A 4,016-nucleotide genomic window follows, 5' to 3' on the forward strand; every position below is an offset into this window, starting at 1 on the left:
TCAGCGAGGCGAGGTCGCCGGGGGCGGCGGCGCCGAGGACGACCGGCGGGAGGGTGGCGTGGGTGATGCCGTGGCGCGCGGTGAAGGCGGCGAGCGCCGGTCCGGGCGTCAGTTCCTCGGGGCTGCCGGCGACGAGGGTGGCGCCGGTGAGCAGGCCCATGACCAGCTCCCAGAACGCCGCGTCGAAGCTCGGCGACGCGAACTGCAGCACCCGGCAGCCCGGGCCCACCTCGAAGCGCTCCACCTGCGAGGCCACCAGGCTCGCCACACCGGCGTGGGTGACCACGACGCCCTTGGGACGCCCCGTCGAACCCGAGGTGTAGATCACGTACGCCGGGGTCTGCGGGCGCACGGCGGCGGACGGGGTCAGGGGGGCCGCGGCGGACTGCTGCTCCCCGTCCACGAGGTACGTCGGCGCCGTGCCCGGCAGGGTGGCCGCGAGCTCACCGGTGGTGACGACCAGCGCGGGGCGGGCGTCGTCGAGCATGTAGGCGATGCGCTCGGCCGGGTAGGCGGGGTCGACCGGCAGGTAGGCGGCGCCGGTGCGCAGGACGGCGAGGACCGTGACCACGAGCTCCGGCGAGCGCGGCAGGGCGACGGCCACGATCCGCTCGGGGCCCGCCCCGGCGGCGGCCAGCCGGCCGGCCAGCGCGGCGGCCCGCTCGTCCAGTTCCCGGTACGTCAGGTCCGTGGTGCCGAAGCGCAGCGCGGGGGCGTCCGGGGAGGCGGTCACCTGCCGGGTGAACAGGGAGGTGAAGTCCTGCGGCTGCGGGGCGGTGCCGGGCAGGCCCGCGGCCTCCAGCCGGCCCCGCTCCTCGTCCAGGAGCACCGTCAGGCGCCCGACGGGCTCCTGCGCGCGGTCGGCGAGGAAGCGGAGCACGGCCTCGAAACGGCGGACGATGCGGTCCACGGCGTCCGCGGTGAAGGCGTCGGGACGGTAGTTGAGGCGCAGGTGGAGGCGCTCGCCCGGCATCACGGCCAGGCTCAGCGGGTAGTGGGTGGCGTCCCGGCCGTCGATGCCGGTGACCGCGAGGCCGGGCTCGGAGAGCCGGGCCGGGTCCAGCGGATAGTTCTCCAGGACCGTGATGGTGTCGAAGAGCTCGCCGATGCCGGCGAGGCGCTGGACGTCGGCGAGGCCCAGGTGCTGGTGCGGCAGCAGCCGGGACTGCTCGTCCTGGACCCGGGCGAGCAGCGCCGCGGCGCTCTCGGCGGGGTCGAGGGTGACCCGGACCGGGAGGGTGTTGATGAACAGGCCGACCATGGATTCGATGCCCGGGACCTCCGGCGGGCGGCCGGAGACGGTGCCGCCGAAGACGACGTCGTCCCGGCCGGTCAGGGCGCCCAGCAGCAGCGCCCAGGCGCCCTGGACCACGGTGGCGAGGGTGAGTCCGTGCCGGCGCGCGGTCGCGGTGACCGCCGCGGTGAGGTCGGCGGGCAGGTCGTACAGGAGCTGGTCGGGGGCGACCGGGGTGCTGGTGTCCAGGCCGGTGCCGGCGAGCAGCGTGGGCTCCTCGACGCCCGCGAAGGCCTGCCGCCAGGCGTCCTCGGCGGCCGGGGCGTCCTGCTCGGTCAGCCAGGCCAGGTAGTCGCGGTACGGGGTGGCGGCGGGCAGGGCGCGGCCGGCGTACAGGGCCAGCAGTTCGGCCACGTACAGCGGCATGGACCAGCCGTCGAGCAGCAGGTGGTGGTGGGTGAAGACGAGCCGGTGCCGGTCGTCGCCGAGGGCGACGAGGGTGAAGCGCAGCAGCGGCGGGGACTGGAGGTCGAACCGGGTCCGCCGCTCGGTCTCCTGGATGCGGGTCAGCTCGGCCTGCTGCTCGGCGCCGCTCAGCGCGGACAGGTCGTGCTCGGCCCAGCCGGGGGCGGTGGTACCGGGGATCACCTGCACGGGGTGCGGGAGGTCCTGGTGGTGGAAGCCGGCGCGGAGGTTGGGGTGCCGGTCGAGCAGGGACCCGGCCGCCGCGCGCAGGGCGTCGGCGTCCAGGGGGCCTTGGAGGTCGAACAGGAACTGGACCGTGTAGACGTCCGGGCCCGCGTCGTCGAACAGGGCGTGGAAGAGCAGGCCCTGCTGGAGGGGGGCCACGGGCAGGATGTCGACCGCACCGGGGTGCAGGGCGGTGAGCCGGTCGATCTGCTGCTGGTCCAGGGTGACCAGCGGCAGGTCGGAGGGGCTGAACCGGCCGGCGCCGGGCTGGCCGGCGCGGTCGGCGAGGCGGCGCAGCTCCTGGAACCACAGGTCCGCGAGGTGGCGGGCCTCGGTCTCGCCGAGGAGTTCGCCGGCCCGGTTCCACACGGCGGTCAGCGTGGGCCCGTCGGGGCCGTCCTCGGTGTAGGTGTTGAGCTCGACGGCGTGGGCGAGCGGCATGCTCGGGTCGTAGCCGCCGGAGAGCGGCGCCGCGCCGGGCGCGGTCGTCCAGTCGCCGCGGCCGGGGCCTGCGAGCCGGCCGAGGTAGTTGAAGGCGATCTGCGGGGTGGGCAGAGCGGCCAGGGCTGGTCGGGTCCCGGGGTTGGTGTACCGCAGCAGGCCGTACCCGATGCCGTTGTCCGGGACGGCGCGGAGCGTCTCCTTGACCTGGGTGAGGAGCTCCTGCGGGTCCTCCTCGGCGCCCCCGGTGAAGCGCACCGGGTACACGCTGGTGAACCAGCCCACCGTGCGGGACACGTCGGCGCCGGGCAGCACGTCCTCGCGCCCGTGGCCCTCGACGTCGACCAGGACGTCGGCCGCGGCCGCGCCGCGCGCCTCGCGCCACCGCCGTACGGCGCCCACCAGGGCGGCGAGCAGCAGCTCGTGCACCCGGGCGTGGAAGACGGCGGGCGCGGTGGTCAGCAGCGCCTCGGTGACCGGGGCGGGCAGCGTCAGGGAGAGCGAGCGTTCGGTGGCGGCGGTGTCCACGGCGGGGTCCAGCGGCCGGGTGCCCACGCGCGGCTCGACGGCGGACAGCACGTCCTGCCAGTACGGCAGTTCACCGGTGCGCTCGGGCGTGGCCGCCAGGCGGGTGAGCTCACGGGCCCAGGTGCGCAGCGAGGTGCCGGGGACGGCCGGCGCGGGCGTACGGCCCTGCGCGGCGGCCCCGTGGGCCTCGGCGAGGTCGGGCAGGAGGATGCTCCAGGAGACTCCGTCGACCACCAGGTGGTGGGCGACGAGCAGGAGCCGTCCGGGACGGTCCGGTCCGGCGTCGTACCAGACGGCGCGCAGCATGCGGCCCGCGCGGGGGGCGAGGTGGGCCACGGCCTCGTCGGTGTGCCGGGCGACGGCCGCGGCCAGGGCGGCGTCGTCGGCGCCGGTGACGTCGACGCGGTGCACGGCGTCGCGGGCGAGCGCCGCGGCGTCGCCGGCGGGGGCGGTCTCCAGCGCGAACGGCGCGTCCTGGGTGGACAGCAGCCGCATCCGCAGGGCGGCGTGGCGCTCCATCAGGGTGCGTACGGCGGCCACCAGGTGGTCCTCGGTCAGAGCCGCCGGGACCTGGAGCAGCGTGGCCTGGTGGTAGCGGTCGGGCGAGCCGCCGCGCTCGGCGAGCCATGCGGCGATCGGGGTCAGGGGCAGCGCCCCGGCGGGCTCGTCCTCGGCGGGTGCGGCGGGCGCCTGCTCGGCGGCGGCCTCCGCCACCCGGGCGAGGGCGGCGGGGGTGCGGTGCTTGAAGACGTCACGGGTGCTGATGCGCAGCCCGGCGGCGCGGGCGCGGGAGACGAGCTGGATGGAGACGATGCTGTCGCCGCCCAGGTCGAAGAGGTTGTCCTCGACGCCGACCTGCGGCAGGCCGAGCACCTGCGCGAAGAGCGCGCACAGCTGCTCCTCGGTGGCGGTGCGCGGCGTGGCGCCGGGGTCCGCGGTGACGGTGACCTCGGGGGCGGGCAGGGCCTTGCGGTCCAGCTTGCCGTTGGCGGTCAGCGGCAGGGCGTCCAGGGCGACGAACGCGGCGGGCACCATGTAGTCGGGCAGGGTCCCACCGGCGTGCTCGCGCAGCGCGGCCGCGTCGGGGGCGGTCCGGCCGGCGGCCGGGACCACGTAGGCGACC

General features: G+C 76.6%; 1 protein-coding gene. It reads right to left on the bottom strand.

The features are described from left to right. A partial coding sequence (locus LG632_RS29675; RefSeq protein ID WP_264202410.1) for a condensation domain-containing protein occupies positions 1–4,016 on the bottom strand: 4,016 nt, incomplete at both ends.

The sequence above is a fragment of the Streptomyces antimicrobicus genome (genome assembly GCF_020532625.1).
Taxonomy (GTDB): Bacteria; Actinomycetota; Actinomycetes; order Streptomycetales; family Streptomycetaceae; genus Streptomyces; species Streptomyces antimicrobicus.